25 protein-coding genes are annotated in these 16978 nt (G+C 68.7%); 2 read left to right on the top strand and 23 right to left on the bottom strand.

What is annotated here, in order from left to right:
- Positions 1–29 precede the first annotated feature (29 nt).
- The 23 genes from ACFY0P_RS01595 to rpsJ form a co-directional block, all read right to left on the bottom strand.
- Positions 30–695, bottom strand: coding sequence for an adenylate kinase (locus ACFY0P_RS01595; protein WP_388906068.1), 666 nt, complete (start codon positions 693–695; stop codon positions 30–32).
- Entirely contained in the window at positions 695–2011 is a 1317-nt protein-coding gene (gene secY / locus ACFY0P_RS01590; protein ID WP_388906066.1) for a preprotein translocase subunit SecY, read from the bottom strand. Before secY ends, ACFY0P_RS01595 begins: the two co-directional genes overlap by 1 nt.
- Positions 2012–2199: 188 nt before the next feature.
- Positions 2200–2655, bottom strand: coding sequence for a 50S ribosomal protein L15 (gene rplO, locus ACFY0P_RS01585; protein WP_030745257.1), 456 nt, complete (start codon positions 2653–2655; stop codon positions 2200–2202).
- A gap of 2 nt (positions 2656–2657) precedes the next feature.
- A complete protein-coding gene (rpmD, locus tag ACFY0P_RS01580; protein WP_003974250.1) occupies positions 2658–2840 on the bottom strand; it encodes a 50S ribosomal protein L30 in 183 nt (60 codons plus the stop codon).
- A 2-nt stretch (positions 2841–2842) separates the two neighbouring features.
- Positions 2843–3448 carry a 30S ribosomal protein S5 gene (gene rpsE, locus ACFY0P_RS01575; protein ID WP_009190144.1) on the bottom strand — a complete coding sequence of 202 codons (606 nt, stop codon included), beginning with the start codon at positions 3446–3448 and terminating at the stop codon, positions 2843–2845.
- A gap of 36 nt (positions 3449–3484) precedes the next feature.
- Positions 3485–3868 carry a 50S ribosomal protein L18 gene (gene rplR / locus ACFY0P_RS01570; RefSeq protein ID WP_030860987.1) on the bottom strand — a complete coding sequence of 128 codons (384 nt, stop codon included), beginning with the start codon at positions 3866–3868 and terminating at the stop codon, positions 3485–3487.
- A gap of 3 nt (positions 3869–3871) precedes the next feature.
- Positions 3872–4411, bottom strand: a complete 540-nt coding sequence (rplF, locus tag ACFY0P_RS01565; protein WP_093499637.1) for a 50S ribosomal protein L6 — start codon at positions 4409–4411, stop codon at positions 3872–3874.
- Between the two features lie 24 nt (positions 4412–4435).
- On the bottom strand, positions 4436–4834 hold the full coding sequence (gene rpsH / locus ACFY0P_RS01560; protein WP_030420829.1) for a 30S ribosomal protein S8: 399 nt from the start codon (positions 4832–4834) through the stop codon (positions 4436–4438).
- 214 nt (positions 4835–5048) lie between these two features.
- Positions 5049–5234 (bottom strand): type Z 30S ribosomal protein S14, encoded by a 186-nt coding sequence (locus ACFY0P_RS01555; protein WP_003948630.1) that lies wholly within the window; start codon positions 5232–5234, stop codon positions 5049–5051.
- A 5-nt stretch (positions 5235–5239) separates the two neighbouring features.
- Positions 5240–5797 carry a 50S ribosomal protein L5 gene (gene rplE, locus ACFY0P_RS01550; RefSeq protein WP_093499638.1) on the bottom strand — a complete coding sequence of 186 codons (558 nt, stop codon included), beginning with the start codon at positions 5795–5797 and terminating at the stop codon, positions 5240–5242.
- Positions 5797–6120: a 50S ribosomal protein L24 gene (gene rplX, locus ACFY0P_RS01545; RefSeq protein ID WP_030671805.1), complete on the bottom strand. Its 324-nt coding sequence runs from the start codon at positions 6118–6120 to the stop codon at positions 5797–5799. The genes rplE and rplX overlap by 1 nt, the downstream gene beginning before the upstream one ends.
- 2 nt (positions 6121–6122) lie before the next feature.
- On the bottom strand, positions 6123–6491 hold the full coding sequence (gene rplN / locus ACFY0P_RS01540) for a 50S ribosomal protein L14 (RefSeq protein WP_003998823.1): 369 nt from the start codon (positions 6489–6491) through the stop codon (positions 6123–6125).
- Between the two features lie 100 nt (positions 6492–6591).
- The gene (rpsQ, locus tag ACFY0P_RS01535) at positions 6592–6879 is read right to left on the bottom strand and encodes a 30S ribosomal protein S17 (protein ID WP_189268843.1); all 288 of its coding nucleotides are present in this window, start codon (positions 6877–6879) and stop codon (positions 6592–6594) included.
- Positions 6879–7103 carry a 50S ribosomal protein L29 gene (rpmC, locus tag ACFY0P_RS01530; RefSeq protein ID WP_018564811.1) on the bottom strand — a complete coding sequence of 75 codons (225 nt, stop codon included), beginning with the start codon at positions 7101–7103 and terminating at the stop codon, positions 6879–6881. Before rpmC ends, rpsQ begins: the two co-directional genes overlap by 1 nt.
- Positions 7103–7522 carry a 50S ribosomal protein L16 gene (gene rplP, locus ACFY0P_RS01525; protein WP_030788270.1) on the bottom strand — a complete coding sequence of 140 codons (420 nt, stop codon included), beginning with the start codon at positions 7520–7522 and terminating at the stop codon, positions 7103–7105. The genes rpmC and rplP overlap by 1 nt, the downstream gene beginning before the upstream one ends.
- A 5-nt stretch (positions 7523–7527) precedes the next feature.
- A complete protein-coding gene (rpsC, locus tag ACFY0P_RS01520) occupies positions 7528–8355 on the bottom strand; it encodes a 30S ribosomal protein S3 (RefSeq protein WP_093499641.1) in 828 nt (275 codons plus the stop codon).
- On the bottom strand, positions 8355–8702 hold the full coding sequence (gene rplV / locus ACFY0P_RS01515) for a 50S ribosomal protein L22 (protein ID WP_003974262.1): 348 nt from the start codon (positions 8700–8702) through the stop codon (positions 8355–8357). The genes rpsC and rplV overlap by 1 nt, the downstream gene beginning before the upstream one ends.
- A gap of 46 nt (positions 8703–8748) precedes the next feature.
- Complete coding sequence (gene rpsS / locus ACFY0P_RS01510; protein ID WP_023547380.1) at positions 8749–9030, bottom strand: 30S ribosomal protein S19; 282 nt, start codon at positions 9028–9030, stop codon at positions 8749–8751.
- A gap of 12 nt (positions 9031–9042) precedes the next feature.
- The gene (gene rplB / locus ACFY0P_RS01505) at positions 9043–9879 is read right to left on the bottom strand and encodes a 50S ribosomal protein L2 (RefSeq protein WP_093499642.1); all 837 of its coding nucleotides are present in this window, start codon (positions 9877–9879) and stop codon (positions 9043–9045) included.
- 38 nt (positions 9880–9917) lie between these two features.
- Entirely contained in the window at positions 9918–10337 is a 420-nt protein-coding gene (gene rplW / locus ACFY0P_RS01500; protein ID WP_388906061.1) for a 50S ribosomal protein L23, read from the bottom strand.
- Positions 10337–10993 carry a 50S ribosomal protein L4 gene (rplD, locus tag ACFY0P_RS01495; protein ID WP_388906059.1) on the bottom strand — a complete coding sequence of 219 codons (657 nt, stop codon included), beginning with the start codon at positions 10991–10993 and terminating at the stop codon, positions 10337–10339. Before rplD ends, rplW begins: the two co-directional genes overlap by 1 nt.
- 8 nt (positions 10994–11001) lie before the next feature.
- Positions 11002–11646: a 50S ribosomal protein L3 gene (gene rplC, locus ACFY0P_RS01490; protein ID WP_062706771.1), complete on the bottom strand. Its 645-nt coding sequence runs from the start codon at positions 11644–11646 to the stop codon at positions 11002–11004.
- 16 nt (positions 11647–11662) lie between these two features.
- The gene (gene rpsJ / locus ACFY0P_RS01485; protein ID WP_003948644.1) at positions 11663–11971 is read right to left on the bottom strand and encodes a 30S ribosomal protein S10; all 309 of its coding nucleotides are present in this window, start codon (positions 11969–11971) and stop codon (positions 11663–11665) included.
- 536 nt (positions 11972–12507) lie between these two features.
- On the opposite strand from rpsJ, the gene ACFY0P_RS01480 reads away from it, so the two are divergent.
- The gene (locus ACFY0P_RS01480) at positions 12508–14160 is read left to right on the top strand and encodes an RNA ligase family protein (protein WP_388906056.1); all 1653 of its coding nucleotides are present in this window, start codon (positions 12508–12510) and stop codon (positions 14158–14160) included.
- 3 nt (positions 14161–14163) lie between these two features.
- Entirely contained in the window at positions 14164–16968 is a 2805-nt protein-coding gene (locus tag ACFY0P_RS01475; protein ID WP_388906053.1) for a poly(A) polymerase, read from the top strand.
- Positions 16969–16978 lie beyond the last annotated feature (10 nt).

The raw sequence follows: 16978 nt of genomic DNA, 5'->3' as shown, positions 1-16978 counted from the left end.
GAGGGCGCCGCGGCCGGAAGAACCGCGATCTAGTTGTTCTCGGCCTTCTCGCGCTTCAGCGCCTCCAGCGCCCGCTGCGTGATCTCCTCCACCGGACCCAGGGCGGAGATCGTCACGACCAGCCCCTGCGCCTTGTAGTAGTCGATGATCGGCTCGGTCTGCGTGTGGTAGACCTCCAGCCGGGTGCGGACGGTGTCCTCGGAGTCGTCGTCACGCTGGTACAGCTCGCCGCCGCAGATGTCGCAGACGCCCTCCTGCTTCGGCGGGCTGTACGTCACGTGGAAGACGTGCGAGGAGTCGTTGCGGCAGACGCGCCGGCCGGCGATCCGCTTGACGACCTCCTCCTCCGGGACCTCCAGGTCCAGGACGGCGTCCAGCTCGATGCCCTCGTCGCTCAGCAGCCGGTCCAGCGCCTCGGCCTGCGAGACGTTGCGCGGGAACCCGTCCAGCAGGAAGCCGTTCGCCGCGTCCGGCTGCTCCATGCGGTCCTTGGCCATGGCGATGGTGACCTCGTCGGGTACGAGGTCACCGGCGTCCATGTAGGACTTGGCGAGCTTGCCGAGATCGGTCTGCTGACTGATGTTGGCGCGGAACAGGTCGCCCGTGGAGATGTGCGGAATGCCCAGCATCTCGGCGAGGCGGACGGCCTGCGTTCCCTTACCGGCACCCGGCGGCCCGACGAGGACGATACGCATCAGCGGAGGAACCCTTCGTAATTGCGCTGCTGGAGCTGGCTCTCGATCTGCTTCACCGTCTCGAGACCGACACCCACGATGATCAGGATGCTGGTCCCGCCGAACGGGAAGTTCTGGCTCGCCCCGAAGCCGACCAACGCCACTGTCGGTACGAGAGCGATCAGCCCCAAATACAGCGAACCCGGCCAGGTGATCCGGTTGAGCACGTACGACAGGTACTCAGCGGTCGGTCGGCCAGCCCGGATGCCCGGGATGAAGCCACCATACTTCTTCATGTTGTCGGCGACTTCCTCGGGGTTGAAGGAGATCGCCACGTAGAAGAACGCGAAGAAAACAATCAGCAGGAAGTACATGGTGATGTACGTCGGACTGTCGCCCTGCTTGGTCAGGTTCTGCTCGATCCAGGTCTTCCAGCCCGAGTTGCCACCCGCGAACTGCGCCACGAGGGCCGGGATGTACAGCAGCGACGAGGCGAAGATGACCGGGATCACACCCGCCTGGTTCACCTTGAGCGGGATGTACGTGGACGTACCACCGTAGGAACGGCGGCCGATCATGCGCTTCGCGTACTGCACCGGGATGCGGCGCTGGGCCTGCTCGACGAAGACCACGAGCCCGACCATGACCAGGCCGATCGCGATGACCGAGCCGAACTCGATCCAGCCGTCGGCCAGCGTGCCCTGCTTCTTGATGGCCCACAGCGCGGACGGGAAGGTCGCGGCGATCGAGATGAACATCAGGATCGACATGCCGTTGCCGATGCCGCGGTCGGTGATCAGCTCGCCGAGCCACATGACGACGGCCGTACCGGCGGTCATGCAGACGACCATGGTGATCGTCGTGAAGATCGACTGGTCCGGGACGATGCTGGACGCGACCGAGCAGCCGTTGAAGAGCGCGCCGCTGCGCGCGGTGGCGACCAGGCCGGTGCCCTGCAGGATGGCCAGGGCCACCGTCAGGTACCGGGTGTACTGCGTGATCTTCGTCGTACCGGCCTGGCCCTCCTTCTTCAGGGCTTCCAGACGCGGGATGACCACGGTCAGCAGCTGAAGGATGATGCTGGCCGTGATGTACGGCATGATGCCCAGCGCGAAGATCGTGATCTGCAGCAGCGCGCCGCCGCTGAACATGTTGATCATGCCGAAGAGGCCCTGGTTGCCCGAGGCCTCCTTCACGCACTGCTGCACAGACGTGTAGTTCACACCCGGGATCGGGATGTGCGTACCGACCCGGTAGACCACGATGATGCCCAGCGTGAAGAGCAGCTTCTTGCGCAGGTCGGGCGTCCTGAACGCCCGGGCGAACGCGGTGAGCACGGTGCCTCCTGCGACCCCCGCGCAAGTGCGTCAAGGGTGACGGTCTTGAGGTTCGACGAATGGGAAAAAGAACAGTGCTGGCCACCTTACCGGCCGTACTGCCCCCCGAGGAACGACCAACCGGGGATACCCCATTGTGAGGTATCCCCGGTCGGGAAATGCTTACGTCATCGAGACGCCCGAAACGATCAGACGAGCTCGGTGACGGTGCCGCCGGCGGCGGTGATCTTCTCCTTGGCGGAGCCGGAGACGGCGTCGACCGTCACCTGCAGCGCCACGGAGACCTCACCCTGGCCGAGGACCTTGACGAGGCTGTTCTTGCGAACGGCACCCTTGGCGACGAGACCCTCGACGGTGACCTCGCCACCCTCCGGGTACAGCGCGGCCAGCTTGTCGAGGTTCACGACCTGGTACTCGGTCTTGAACGGGTTCTTGAAGCCCTTCAGCTTCGGGAGGCGCATGTGGAGCGGCATCTGGCCACCCTCGAAGCGCTCCGGAACCTGGTAACGGGCCTTCGTACCCTTGGTACCACGACCAGCCGTCTTACCCTTCGACGCCTCACCACGACCGACACGGGTCTTGGCGGTCTTGGCGCCCGGGGCCGGACGGAGGTTGTGGATCTTGAGCGGGTTCTGCTCCGCCATGATCAGTCGACCTCCTCGACCGTCACGAGGTGGCGGACGGTGTGCACCATGCCGCGGAACTCGGGGCGGTCCTCCTTGACGACCTGCGTGTTGATGCCCTTGAGACCAAGGGAACGCAGGGTGTCACGGTGGTTCTGCTTGCTGCCGATGTAGGACTTGACCTGCGTGATCTTGAGCTGCGCCATGATTACGCACCCGCCCCGGCACGCGCACGGAGCAGAGCCGCGGGGGCGACGTCCTCGAGGGGCAGACCGCGGCGGGCCGCGATCTCCTCGGGACGCTGCAGGCCCTTCAGGGCCTCCACGGTCGCGTGCACGATGTTGATCGCGTTGTCGGAGCCGAGCGACTTCGACAGCACGTCGTGGATACCGGCGCACTCCAGGACGGCACGCACGGGACCACCGGCGATAACACCGGTACCCGGCGAGGCCGGCTTGAGGAGAACGACGCCGGCAGCCTTCTCACCCTGGATCGGGTGCGGGATGGTGCCCTGGATACGCGGGACCTTGAAGAAGTGCTTCTTGGCCTCCTCAACGCCCTTGGCGATGGCGGCCGGCACCTCCTTGGCCTTGCCGTAACCGACACCCACGGTGCCGTCACCGTCGCCCACCACGACCAGCGCGGTGAAGCTGAAGCGACGACCACCCTTCACAACCTTGGCGACGCGGTTGATCGCGACGACGCGCTCAACGTACGCGGTCTTCTCGGCGGCAGCAGCGCCGCCGTCACGGCCCTTCCGGTCCCGCCGCTCGCCGCCACCGGCACCGCCACCGCGGCGCTGGGGTCCAGCCATTGGATTACCTCTCTCTTTCCGCTAGCTACAAGCGGCTCAGAACTTGAGCCCGGCCTCGCGGGCGGCGTCCGCCAGAGCCGCGATGCGGCCGGCGTACTGGTTACCACCACGGTCGAACACCACGGCCTCGACACCGGCGGCCTTGGCACGCTCGGCGACCAGGGCGCCGACCTGCTTGGCCTGCGCGGACTTGTCGCCCTCGCCACCACGGACCGACGCGTCCAGCGTGGACGCGGAAGCCAGGGTGTGGCCCTTGAGGTCGTCGATCACCTGCGCCACGATGTGGCGGTTGGAGCGGGTCACGACCAGACGGGGACGCTCCGCCGTACCGGCGATCCGCTTGCGGATCCGGATGTGACGGCGCTTGATCGCGGCGCGCTTGTAGGCGTCGCCCTTGAGGATCTTCTGCCCGTATGCCATGGCTTACTTACCCGCCTTTCCGACCTTGCGGCGGATGACTTCGCCCTCGTACTTGACGCCCTTGGCCTTGTACGGGTCGGGCTTGCGCAGCTTGCGGATGTTGGCCGCGACCTCGCCGACCTTCTGCTTGTCGATGCCCTCGACCGAGAAACGGGTCGGAGCCTCGACCTTGAAGGTGATGCCCTCGGGGGCCTCGACCAGGATCGGGTGGCTGTAACCGAGCGCGAACTCGAGGTTCGAGCCCTTGGCGGTCACGCGGTAACCGACACCGCTGATTTCGAGCTTCTTCACGTAACCCTGGGTCACGCCGGTGATCATGTTCGCCACCAGCGTGCGGGACAGGCCGTGCAGGGCCTTGCTCTGACGCTCGTCGTTGGGGCGGGTCACCGCGAGAGTGCCGTCCTCGCCCTTGGCGATGTCGATCGGAGCCACGATGGTGTGGGTCAGCTCGCCCTTGGGGCCCTTGACCTTCACCGTGCGGCCGTCGATGGTGACGTCCACGCCGGCGGGAACCGCGATGGGGAGCTTGCCGATGCGCGACATAGCTGTTTCCTCCGTTCCCTTCTGCTACCAGACGTAGGCGAGGACTTCTCCGCCTACGCCCTTCTTGCCGGCCTGCTTGTCGGTGAGGAGCCCGTGCGACGTGGAGATGATCGCCACGCCGAGGCCGCCGAGCACCTTCGGCAGGTTGGTGGACTTCGCGTACACCCGGAGACCGGGCTTGGAGATCCGCTTGATGCCCGCGATGGAGCGCTCACGGTTGGGACCGAACTTCAGGTCCAGGACGAGGTTCTTGCCGACCTCGGCGTCCTCGACCTTCCAGCCCGTGATGAAGCCCTCCTGCTGGAGGATCTCCGCGATGTGCGACTTGATCTTCGATGCCGGCATCGTCACGGAGTCGTGGTATGCCGAGTTCGCGTTCCGCAGACGCGTAAGCATGTCTGCGATCGGATCAGTCATGGTCATGAATTGGCCTTCGGCCTCTCTCGCCGGGGTTTCCTGGTGCGCCATCCCTCTCCCCGATCCGAGACGGGACGGGTGCGGCGCGGTGGACCTACGGCGTAGTAAGTCGTACGGGCGACCGTCAGGCGCCCAACCCTCCAAGCCTAAGCCATGAAGGGGTGGGCGCCTGACACGCCCATTGCTTACCGAGAGCCTCTGAAATCCCTAAAAGGGGGGATTACCAGGAGCTCTTGGTCACGCCCGGCAGCTCGCCACGGTGAGCCATCTCACGAAGGCACACGCGGCAGAGGCCGAACTTGCGGTACACGGAGTGCGGACGGCCGCAGCGCTGGCAGCGCGTGTAGCCACGCACACCGAACTTGGGCTTGCGAGCAGCCTTGGCAATCAGAGCCTTCTTCGCCATCTCGCTCACGCCTCCTTGAACGGGAAGCCGAGGTGACGAAGGAGCGCGCGGCCCTCAGCGTCGTTGGTCGCCGTGGTCACCACGGTGATGTCCATACCCCGGGTACGGTCGATCTTGTCCTGGTCGATCTCGTGGAACATGACCTGCTCCGTGAGACCGAAGGTGTAGTTGCCACGGCCGTCGAACTGCTTGGGGGACAGGCCGCGGAAGTCGCGGATGCGCGGCAGCGCGAGCGACAGGGTGCGGTCCAGGAACTCCCACATGCGGTCGCCACGGAGCGTGACGTGGGCACCGATCGGCTGACCCTCACGCAGCTTGAACTGCGCGATGGACTTGCGGGCCTTGGTGACGGCCGGCTTCTGACCGGTGATGGTGGTCAGGTCGCGGATCGCGCCCTCGATCAGCTTCGAGTCACGGGCGGCGTCGCCGACACCCATGTTGACCACGATCTTGACGAGACCGGGGATCTGCATGACGTTCTCGTACTTGAACTCGTCACGCAGCTTGCCCGCGATCTCCTCGCGGTACTTCAGCTTCAGACGCGGAGCAGTGGTGGTAGCCATCAGATGTCCTCACCCGTCCGCTTGGCAACGCGGATCTTGTTGCCTTCGTCGTCGAAGCGGTAACCGACACGCGTGACGACCTTGTTGCCGTCCTTCTCAACGACCAGCTGGACGTTGGAGACGTGGATCGGCGCCTCGGTCGTGACGATGCCGCCGGCCTGGGAACCGCGAGCGGTCGGACCGGCCTTGGTGTGCTTCTTGACCCGGTTGACACCCTCGACCAGGACGCGGTCCTCGCGGGGGTAGGCCGCGATGACCTTGCCCTGCTTGCCCTTGTCCTTACCGGTGATGACCTGGACCAGGTCGCCCTTCTTGATCTTCATGCTTACAGCACCTCCGGCGCGAGCGAGATGATCTTCATGAACTTCTTCTCGCGCAGCTCACGGCCGACCGGGCCGAAGATGCGGGTGCCGCGAGGGTCGCCGTCGTTCTTCAGAATGACGGCGGCGTTCTCGTCGAAGCGGATGTACGAGCCGTCCGGACGGCGGCGCTCCTTGACGGTGCGAACGATGACCGCCTTGACGACGTCACCCTTCTTCACGTTGCCACCGGGGATCGCGTCCTTGACGGTGGCGACGATGACGTCACCGATGCCCGCGTAGCGGCGACCGGAGCCACCGAGCACACGGATGCAAAGGATTTCCTTCGCACCAGTGTTGTCGGCGACGCGCAGTCGCGACTCCTGCTGGATCACGTCTATCTCCTGTTTGTCTGCCGGTTCCCCGGGGGCCGTTCAGAGGAACGGCCCCCGGAGCCTGGCGGAACTGTCCTGCGAGGGATGCCCCGCAGGAGACTTACTTGGCCTTCTCGAGGATCTCGACGACGCGCCAGCGCTTCGTCGCGGACAGCGGCCGGGTCTCCATGAGGAGGACACGGTCGCCGACGCCCGCGGCGTTCTGCTCGTCGTGCGCCTTGAGCTTGTTCGTACGGCGGATGACCTTGCCGTACAGCGCGTGCTTGACGCGGTCCTCGACGGCGACGACGACGGTCTTGTCCATCTTGTCGCTGACGACGAGACCCTCGCGGGTCTTGCGGAAGCTACCGCGCGCCTCAGTGTTCTCAGTCACGTTGCTCTCGCTCATCAGGCGTTCTCCACCGTTTCGATGCCCAGCTCACGCTCGCGCATCAGGGTGTAGATCCGCGCGATGTCCTTGCGGACCGCCTTCAGACGGCCATGGTTCTCGAGCTGACCCGTCGCCGCCTGGAAGCGGAGGTTGAACAGCTCTTCCTTGGCCTCGCGGAGCTTGCCCAGAAGCTCCTCGTTGCCCAGCTCGCGCAGCTCGGACGCCTTGGTACCGGCCGACATCACGCTTCACCTGCCTCGCGCTTGACGATCCGGCACTTCATCGGCAGCTTGTGGGCTGCGCGAGTCAGGGCCTCACGGGCGATCTTCTCGTTGGGGTAGGACAGCTCGAACATGACCCGGCCCGGGTGCACGTTCGCGATCCACCACTCCGGAGAACCCTTACCGGAACCCATGCGGGTCTCGGCAGGCTTCTTCGTCAGCGGGCGGTCCGGGTAGATGTTGATCCAGACCTTGCCGCCACGCTTGATGTGGCGGGTCATCGCGATACGAGCCGCCTCGATCTGGCGGTTGGTCACGTACGCCGGCGTGAGGGCCTGGATGCCGTACTCGCCGAACGCGACCGTCGTACCACCCTTGGCCTCACCGCGGCGCTTCGGGTGGTGCTGCTTGCGGTGCTTGACCCTACGGGGGATCAGCATGTCGGTCAGGCCTCCGTTCCGGTGCTCTCAGCAGCCGGAGCGGCGGCGGCCTCGGCCTGGGGGGCCTCGGCAGCGGGAGCCTGCTGCGGCTTGCGACCGCGCCGCTCGCCACCACGGCCACCACGGGCCGGGCGGTCACCAGCGCCACCACCACGGGCCGGGCGGTTGCCGGCGCGGGCAGCGGCGTTCTCGGCGCGGACCTCGGCGATGTTCTTGACGTCGCCCTTGTAGATCCAGACCTTCACACCGATACGGCCGAAGGTCGTCTTGGCCTCGAAGAAGCCGTAGTCCACGTTCGCGCGGAGCGTGTGCAGGGGCACACGGCCCTCGCGGTAGAACTCCGAGCGGGACATCTCGGCGCCGCCGAGGCGGCCACCGCACTGGATCTTGATGCCCTTGGCGCCGGCCTTCATCGCCGACTGCATGCTCTTGCGCATGGCACGGCGGAAGGAGACGCGGGAGGAGAGCTGCTCGGCGACGGCCTGGGCCACGAGCTGAGCGTCCGTCTCGGGGTTCTTGACCTCGAGGATGTTCAGCTGGACCTGCTTGCCCGTGAGCTTCTCGAGGTCGCCGCGGATGCGGTCGGCCTCGGCGCCACGGCGGCCGATCACGATGCCCGGACGCGCGGTGTGGATGTCCACACGCACACGGTCACGGGTGCGCTCGATCTCCACCTTCGAGATGCCGGCGCGCTCCATGCCGGACGTCATCATCCGACGGATGGCGACGTCTTCCTTGACGTAGTCCTTGTACAGCTTGTCGGCGTACCACCGGGACTTGAAGTCCGTGGTGACACCGAGCCGGAACCCATGCGGGTTAACCTTCTGGCCCATTACCGGGTTCCTTCCTTGCTGCTGACGACCACGGTGATGTGGCTGGTCCGCTTGCGGATCCGGTAGGCACGGCCCTGAGCACGCGGACGGAACCGCTTCAGGGTCGGACCCTCGTCGACGTACGCCTCGGAGATGAAGAGGCTGTCGGCGTCGGTGTGGTCGTAGTTGTGCGCGGCGTTGGCGATGGCGCTGTCGAGCACCTTGCCGACCGGCACGGAGGCTGCCTGCGGAGCGAATCGCAGAACAGCCTGAGCCTCCGTGGCATCCATGCCACGGATAAGGTCCACCACGCGGCGGGCCTTCATGGGCGTAACGCGGATGTACCGCGCCTGGGCCCTGGCTTCCATGGTTGTCCCTCTCAGTTACTTACGTGTCTGAATGCGATCCGCTCTACTAGCGGCGCTTCGACTTCCGGTCTTCCTTGACGTGACCCCGGAAGGTGCGCGTCGGCGAGAACTCGCCGAGCTTGTGACCGACCATCGACTCGGTGACGAACACCGGGATGTGGGTCTTGCCGTTGTGCACCGCGAGAGTGTGACCCAGCATGGCCGGGACGATCATCGAGCGGCGGGACCAGGTCTTGATGACGTTCTTGGTGCCGGCTTCGTTCTGGGCGTCCACCTTCTTGATCAGGTGGTCGTCGACGAAGGGCCCCTTCTTCAAGCTACGAGGCATCTCAACCAGTCCTTAACGCTTCTTGTTCGTCTTGCGGCGGCGGACGATGTACTTGTTCGACGCCTTCTTGGGCGAACGAGTACGACCTTCCTTCTTGCCCCACGGGGACACGGGGTGACGACCACCGGACGTCCGGCCCTCACCACCACCGTGCGGGTGGTCGACCGGGTTCATGACGACACCACGGACGGTCGGGCGGACGCCCAGCCACCGCTTGCGGCCGGCCTTGCCCCAGTTGATGTTCGACTGCTCGGCGTTGCCGACCTCACCGACGGTGGCGCGGCAGCGCGCGTCCACCATGCGGATCTCGCCGGACGGCATACGGAGGGTCGCCATGGCGCCCTCACGGGCGAGCAGCTGCACCGAGGCACCCGCGGAGCGGGCGAACTTGGCGCCACCGCCGGGACGGAGCTCGATCGCGTGGACCGTGGTACCGACCGGGATGTTGCGGAGGGCCAGGTTGTTGCCCGGCTTGATGTCGGCCCCGGGACCGTTCTCCACGGTGTCGCCCTGCTGCAGGTTGCGCGGGGCGAGGATGTAGCGCTTCTCGCCGTCGGCGTAGTGCAGCAGCGCGATGCGCGCGGTGCGGTTGGGGTCGTACTCGATGTGCGCGACCTTCGCCGGCACGCCGTCCTTGTCGTGACGACGGAAGTCGATCACTCGGTAGGCGCGCTTGTGTCCGCCACCCTGGTGGCGAACGGTCACACGACCGGCGTTGTTACGGCCGCCCTTGCTGTGCAGCGGGCGGACCAGCGACTTCTCCGGCGTGGACCGCGTGACCTCGACGAAGTCGGCGACGCTGGCGCCACGACGGCCCGGCGTAGTCGGCTTGTACTTGCGGATTCCCATTTCTCAGTCCTCGTCCGATATCGGACGATCCGACCCGCTTACGCGGTCGGACCGCCGAAGATGTCGATACGGTCGCCCTCGGCGAGGGTCACGATCGCGCGCTTGGAGCCCGCGCGCTGACCGAAACCGGTCCTGGTGCGCTTGCGCTTGCCCTGGCGGTTGAGGGTGTTGACCCCGGTGACCTTGACCGAGAAGACCGCCTGGACGGCCTGCTTGATCTGGGTCTTGTTGGCGTCCGGGGCGACGATGAACGTGTACTTGTTCTCGTCCAGGAGCGCGTAGCTCTTCTCCGAGACGACCGGCTTCAGCAGCACGTCACGGGGGTCCGTGTACGACTTGCTCAGCGGGGTCTCGACGGTGTTCTTGCCCTCGGTGGCGTGGCGCTTCGCCTTGGCGACGCGCGCGGCCTTGGCGGCCTTGGCGGCCTTCGAGGCGATGCTCGGGTGACGGGTAGCCATCAGACCTCGGTCCCTTCGGTGTCGTTGGCCTTCGGGCCGGCGACGAAGGACTCGAGAGCGGCCTGGGTGAAGACCACGTCGTCCGAGACGATCACGTCGTACGTGTTCAGCTGGCCCGGCTCCAGGATGTGGACCTGGGGCAGGTTGCGGGCGGACAGCCACGCGGCCTCGTCGGCGCGGTCGACGACCAGGAGCAGGTTCTTGCGCTCCGAGATCTTGCCGAACAGCGTGCGAGCGGCCTTGGTGCTGGGGGTCTCGCCCTCGACCACGCCGGTGACGACGTGGATGCGGTTGTGGCGCGCCCGGTCGGTGAGGGCGTGCCGCAGGGCGGCAGCCTTCATCTTCTTCGGGGTGCGCTGCGAGTAGTCACGCGGCTGCGGGCCGTGGACGACGCCACCGCCGGCGAACTGCGGCGCGCGGGTCGAGCCCTGACGGGCGCGGCCGGTGCCCTTCTGGCGGTACGGCTTCTTGCCGCCACCACGGACCTCGCCACGGGTCTTCGTCTTGTGCGTGCCCTGACGGGCGGCCGCGTTCTGCGCGACGACGACCTGGTGGATCAGCGGGATGCTGACCTTCTCCACGCCGAAGATCTCCGCGGGGAGCTCGACGCTACCGGTCTTCTCGCCGGCAGGCGAAAGGATGTCAACAGTGCTCATCGGTTACCTCAGGCCCCCTTGGCCGCGGTGCGGACCAGGACGAGGCCGCCGTTCGGACCGGGAACCGCGCCCTTGATGAGCAGCAGACCCTTCTCCGCGTCAACGGCGTGGACGGTCAGGTTCTGGGTGGTGACACGCTCGTTGCCCATGCGACCCGCCATGCGGAGGCCCTTGAACACGCGGCCCGGGGTGGCGCAGCCACCGATGGAACCGGGCGAGCGGTGCTTGCGCTGGGTGCCGTGACCGGCGCCGAGGCCCTTGAAGTTGTGACGCTTCATGACACCGGCGAAGCCCTTGCCCTTGCTCTTGCCGGTGACGTCGACCTTCACGCCGGCCTCGAAGACCTCGGCGGTGACTTCCTGACCGAGGGTGTACTCGGAGGCGTCGGCCGTACGGATCTCGACGAGGTGACGGCGGGGGGTGACGTCGGCCTTGGCGAAGTGGCCCTTGAGGGGCTTGTTCACCTTGCGCGGGTCGATCTCGCCGAAGGCGATCTGGACCGACTCGTAGCCGTCGACGTCGTTGGTACGGACCTGGGTGACGACGTTGGGGCCGGCCTTGACGACGGTGACCGGAACAACACGGTTGTTCTCGTCCCACACCTGCGTCATGCCGAGCTTCTCGCCCAGGATGCCCTTGATCTGCTTAGCCATTCTCAGATCACCGGCCTCAGAGCTTGATCTCGATGTCGACACCGGCCGGGAGGTCGAGTCGCATCAGAGAGTCAACGGTCTTGGGGGTCGGGTCGAGGATGTCGATCAGGCGCTTGTGGGTGCGCATCTCGAAGTGCTCGCGCGAGTCCTTGTACTTGTGCGGCGACTTGATGACGCAGTACACGTTCTTCTCAGTGGGCAGCGGCACCGGGCCCGCGACCGACGCACCAGTGCGGGTCACCGTCTCGACGATCTTCTTCGCCGAGGAGTCGATGACCTCGTGGTCGTAGGCCTTGAGCCGGATGCGGATCTTCTGTCCCGCCATGGCTACTCAGTAGTCCTTCTCTGCACGCTCTGGAACCCGGTGACTGCTTCTCTTCTCCGACCCACGCGGTCGGGCGTGTCGCGCTCCCGCTGACACAGATGCCCCTTGTTCGAACATCCCTGCGGGGAATGCACACGGCCCTTCCGGAACCGCAAGCCGGGGGCGGAAGGCCCACCGGGTGCCTGGCCGGTGCCGCACCGCACTTCCCGAAAGATTCCCGTACGTCCGCCCCAGTGCTGCCGTAATGGCAGTTAGGACGACGAGTACTGTGGGACTCGCTTCCGGTCCTCCCGGCGGGAGGCGCGCAGCATCAACACTCGACCGAGCAACTCGGACAGTCTGCCATAGAGGGCGGGGGGCTGGCCAATCGGGCCGGGGAGCATACCCCCGGAGTGACGCAGGTCAAACCGGGACCCTCCGCAGCGACGTTCCCGAGGGGCTCGGCCGGTCCCGGCCGCAGCGTAATCCGCTCGCCCCCCGCCACCCCCACTCCCTACGCTGAGCAGGCACAACGGCTGTCACGGGGGACGTTCACCATGCGTACGCACTATCCACGGACCCGGCATCTGCCCTGGTCGCCCGGCGCGACCGCCGACGACCTCCGGATCACCGATCTGTCCGGCCTGCGCGGCCGCGAGGTCGTCGTGACCGAGAAACTCGACGGCGAGAACACCACCCTTTACGCCGACGGCCTGCACGCCCGTTCGCTGGACTCGGCCCATCACCCCTCCCGCACCTGGGTCAAGGCACTCCAGGCCCGGATCGGCCACGCGATCCCGGACGGGTGGCGGGTGTGCGGGGAGAACATGTTCGCCCGGCACTCGATCGCGTACGACGACCTGGAGAGCTACTTCTACGGCTTCTCGGTGTGGGACGGCGAGGGCAGCTGCCTGGACTGGGACCGGACGGTGGTCTTCCTGCGCGGGCTCGGCGTCCCCGTTCCCCGGGTGCTGTGGCGCGGCGTGTTCGACGAGCGGGCACTGCGCGCTCCGCGGCTGGATCCCGAACGGCAGGAGGGATACGTCGTCCGGGTCGCGGACGGGTTCGGCGCACAGGAGTTCGGGGAGCGCGTGGCCAAGTGGGTGCGGGCGGGGCACGTGCGGACGGACACGCACTGGATGCACGCGGCCGTCGTCGAGAACGGGCTCGGGGCCGGCGCGGCCCTGTGGGCGGTGCGGTCGGGAGCGGCCGTCGACGTGCGGGCGCTGGAGGAGGCCGTGGGGCTGCCCGGCGAGGGGGACGCACGGGCCGTCGGCCGCTTCGATCCGGCGGGGCGGTCCGGGGACGACCTGCTGGCCGGCGTCCTGGCCGCGCTGCTGCACGGGGTGCGGCGGGGGCGGCTGGCGGCGCGGCTCGCCAGGGTGGCCGGCATACCGCTCGCCCGCCGGGTCGCCGACCTCGTGGGGCTGCACCCGGCGCTGCACCGGCCGTATCCGGACGAGGACCGGCGGGCCGGTCTGGTGCGCCTGTCGTACGCCGCCGACCTGGGTCTGCTGCATGCGGTCGCCCGGGCCACCGCGCACACGGACGCGGCACGCGAGCAGGTGGAGTGGTCGGCGCTGCACGCCGAGGACGTGCGGAGCCTCGGGCTGCGGGAGGCGTTCGCCGGGCTGCCGGCGGACGCGGCCGCGCGGTGCCGGGCCGAGGCCCGGGAGGCGTACGCGCTGGGGCGGATCGGCAGTGCCGACGAGGCCGTGGCCGCGACCTGGCGCTGGCGGTCCGGCGCGTTCCCGAAGCTGGTGCAGACGGTCGGTCCGGCCGGCAGCGGCAAGAGCACCTTCGCACGGGGGCTCCCGGGCGTGGACGCGTACGTCTCCCTGGACGACCTGCGCGAGGCGCGCGGCTCACGCGCCGACCAGCGGGCCAACGGCGAGGTCCTCCGCGAGGGGCTCGGCCGGCTGGAGAGGGCCCTGGCAGGCGGCGGGACCGTGGTGTGGGACGCCACGTCCCTCACCAAGCAGCAGCGCTCGCTGGTGCACGGGATCGCCCACCGCCGTGACGCCCTGATCACGCACGCCGTGGTCCTGGTCGACGAGGACGAGCTGGTACGGCGCAACGCCCGCCGCGAGCACCCGGTGCCGCCCGACGTGCTCACCGGCCAGCTGCGGCGCTTCGTCCCGCCGTATCCCGGCGACGCTCATCGGACCTGGTACATCGGGGCGGCCGGGACCGTCGAGGAAGAGGTGTGACGCGTGCGTACGAGCGAGGAGATCTATCACCGGGTGCGCTGGGACACGCGTTTCGACCCGGCCCGCTTCGTCCTGGGCGTCCGCCGGCGCGGCGCCGCGCCCAAGCGTGTCCCGCTGCCCGCGTTCGTGCCCGGGGGCGAGATCCCCTGGCACCGGGTGCTGTTCATCGAGGCCGACGGCGAGGTGGTGTGGGACCGGGCCACGGGGGCGGACCGGATCGACGCGACGGAGGCAGGGCGGGTCCGGGAGGCCCGGCTGCTCAGGGCGCCGTTCTTCACGGCACGTACGCCGTACGCGTGGGACGGCGCGGACTGGGGGGCCGTGCCCTCGCGGCGGGGGGACACGTCCGGGGGTGTGCGGGCGTCCGGGGGTGTGCGGGTACTGACCTGGAACACGCTCTGGGACCGGTACGACGGCGACCGCATCGACACCGCGAGGCGCAGACCTCTCCTGTCGCGGGCCCTGCGCGAAGCGGATGTGGACGTGATCGCGTTGCAGGAGGTCGAGGCGGAACTCCTCGCCCTGCTGCTGGGCGAGGAGTGGGTGCGGGCGGGCTGGACCCTGGGCACGGACCCGCGCGGGCGGGATGTCGACGCGTGCGGTCTGCTGCTCCTGAGCCGGCTCCCCGTCATCGAGGCCGCGCACCACGAACTGGGCCCGCACAAGGCGGTGACCGCCCTTGTGGTGGAGGCGGGCGGACGGCCCGTGGTCATCGCGGCGACCCATCTGAGCAGCGACCACTCCGAGAGCGGCGCCGACCGGCGCACGACGGAACTCACCCTCATCGCCGAGGGGCTCGCGGGCGTGGACGCCGAGCTGGTCCTGATGGGCGACTTCAACGACGGCGGCGGCACACCGCAGCTGACGCTGGGCCTGCGGGACGCGTGGAGCGAGGCGCACGGAGCCGACGACACCACCCCGACCTTCGACCCGGGCGGCAATCCGCTGGCCGCGATCTCGTCACTGACGGGCCGGGCCTCGCGGCTGGACCGGGTGCTGCTGCGCGGGGAAGGGCTGCGGGTACGGCACGCCGGACTCCGCGGTGACGTGCCGTCGGCGGAGGGGACGTACATCTCCGATCATTACGGTGTCCTGGCCGAGCTCGCGGTGGGCGCTCCGGGGACGGACGCCCCGGAGTCCCTTGCCGAAGGACCGACGCCCCGCACGGCGCTGGCGTGGCTCCCGCCCGAGGAGCTGTGGGCCCCGCTCCAGGAGATCCGCCGGGACCACGACCCGCAGATCCACCGCTGGCCCCCGCATGTGAACCTGCTCTTCGGATTCGTACCGGAACACGCCTTCGAGCGGGCGGCGGCGGTGCTCGCGACGGCCGCGACCGCTCCCTTCGACGCCCGGCTGGAGGGGGTGCAGTGGTTCGGCCACCGGGACGACGCGACCGTCTGGCTCGACCCCGCCGCCGCGGGTGAGGAGCCCTGGGCCGACCTGCACCGCACCCTCCTGCGCCACTTCCCCCGCTGCTCCGGCCGCCACCCGGGCTTCTCCCCTCACCTGAGCCTGGGCCGCACCACCGACCCGAACACCCTGGCCACCGCTTGCGCGGCCCGGCTCGCCCCGATGCCGGTCAGGGTCGGCGAGCTGGCACTGCTCTCGCGGCGCGGGGACGAGCCGATGCGGGTCCGGGCCACGGTGACGCTGGGGACGGGCGAGGTGCGGTGGGCGGAGGAGGCCGCGCGGGGCGGGGCGGAGGACGAGGACACGGTGGCGCGGGTGGCCGAGGAGACCACCCGCCGCACCGAGGACGCGTTCCCCGAGGCCGTCGTACACGTCGTCGGCTCCCGGCGGATGGGCTGCGCGCTGCCCGGTGCGGACCTGGACCTGGTGGCGGTGCTGCCCGGCACGGTCGGGCTCCCCGCCATAAGGGCACGGTGGGCGGCGGCTCTCCCCGAGGCGACGGACGTGCGCGAGGTGGTCGGGGCCCGCGTACCCGGTCTGCGGTTGCGGATCGACGGGCTGGACGTGGACCTGGTCGTGGTCACCACAGGTTCGACGGACCCCGCGGAGGCGGTTTCACGCCGGACCGAGCTGGGCGAGGAGGCCGCGATCGCGCTCAGCGCGGTGAGCGACGCCGACGCGGTGCTGGCCTCGGTGGGCGGGCGCGGGCCTGCCTTCGCCCGGCTGGCCACGCAGGTCAAGGCGTGGGCGAAGGCCCGGGGCCTGGACTCGGCGCCGTTCGGAGGCCTGCCGGGCCTGGCCTGGTCCGTCCTGGCCGCCCGCACCACGGCCGAGGCCGGCGACCTCGCGCCGGGCGATCTCCTACGGCACTTCTTCGCGACCTGGGCGGCCTGGGACTGGCGGGAACCGGTGGGCCGGACACCCGATCCGACCCAGCCCCTCCTCCCCCTCACCGTCACGACCCCCTCCGCCCCCGTACGTCCCTGCACCGACCAGGTGACGGCGGGCATGCGTGACCTGGTGGCCCAGGAGCTGTTCCGCGCTTGGGAGTTGCTGGAAGGAACCGCGGACCCCTATCCCCGGGCCGAACTCCTCGCCCCGCCCCCGCTCCACCGCCGCCACGCGGCCTGGGCGGTCCTGACCGTGGGCCGGGACGCGGACGAGGGCCGGGTGCGGGGCAGGATGCGAGCCCTCCTCAGCGACCTCTCCACGTCGGTCCCCGACTGCCACGCCTGGCCCCGCCCCTTCACCACGAACCCGGTCCGCTACGCCATCGGTCTGGGCTCCGCCCCGCCGGGCGCCGGCCAGCTCGCGGCTCTCGCGGAGCGCCGACTGCGCGGTCTGACCGGAGTCACACTGACGCGGGCCGAGGGGGGCGGGGTACCGACCCTGCGCTGACGCTCGGCGT

The sequence above is a fragment of the Streptomyces sp. NPDC001714 genome (genome assembly GCF_042892755.1).
Taxonomy (GTDB): domain Bacteria; phylum Actinomycetota; class Actinomycetes; order Streptomycetales; family Streptomycetaceae; genus Streptomyces.
The sequence above is the reverse complement of the archived record's forward strand: the minus strand, read 5'-3'. Positions and strand labels throughout refer to the sequence as shown.